The 529-nt window shown below is 49.5% G+C and carries 1 protein-coding gene; it reads right to left on the bottom strand.

Annotated elements, in window-relative coordinates; genetic code table 11:
- Positions 1-99: 99 nt before the first annotated feature.
- Positions 100-529, bottom strand: a 430-nt coding sequence (locus tag HBA93_RS18195; protein ID WP_221724235.1) for an MlaE family ABC transporter permease, incomplete at its 5' end; no start/stop codon positions are given.

Below are 529 nucleotides of genomic sequence, written 5' to 3'. Positions count from 1 at the left end.
GCACGGAAATCACGGCATCTGATGCCGCGTCCGTATTCTCCTGCTGTAATGTCTGACGGTTATTCTGAGAATTCATATTCATCCGTTATCGTTCTGATTTTAAAAATCAATTGCCGCGTAGAAAATCGCAAACATACCATCCACGACAATTACCACGAAAATAGATTTCACCACTGATGACGTCACACGACGCCCCAGTGATTCCGCACTGCCTTTCACCTTCATGCCTTCCACCGAGGCCATAATACCGATAATCATCGCCATAAACGGCGCTTTAATCAGACCTGCAAGATAGGTTGAGGTCACAATCGCGTCACGCAGACGACTCATAAACGCTTCCGGCGGAATGCCCGAATAGGTCCATGCAATGAAACCGGCACCGGCCAGCGCAGCCAAATCAGCAATAATGGTCAACATCGGCAGGATAATAACCAGTGCCACCAAACGCGGAAACACCAGAACACCGACAGGATTAAGCCCGATGACGGTCAGCGCATCGGTTTCCTCGCGCATTTTCATCGAGCCGATT

This window comes from Ochrobactrum sp. SFR4 (assembly GCF_019730395.1).
Classification (GTDB): Bacteria; Pseudomonadota; Alphaproteobacteria; order Rhizobiales; family Rhizobiaceae; genus Pseudochrobactrum.
This window is presented reverse-complemented; position numbering and strand designations above follow the sequence as displayed.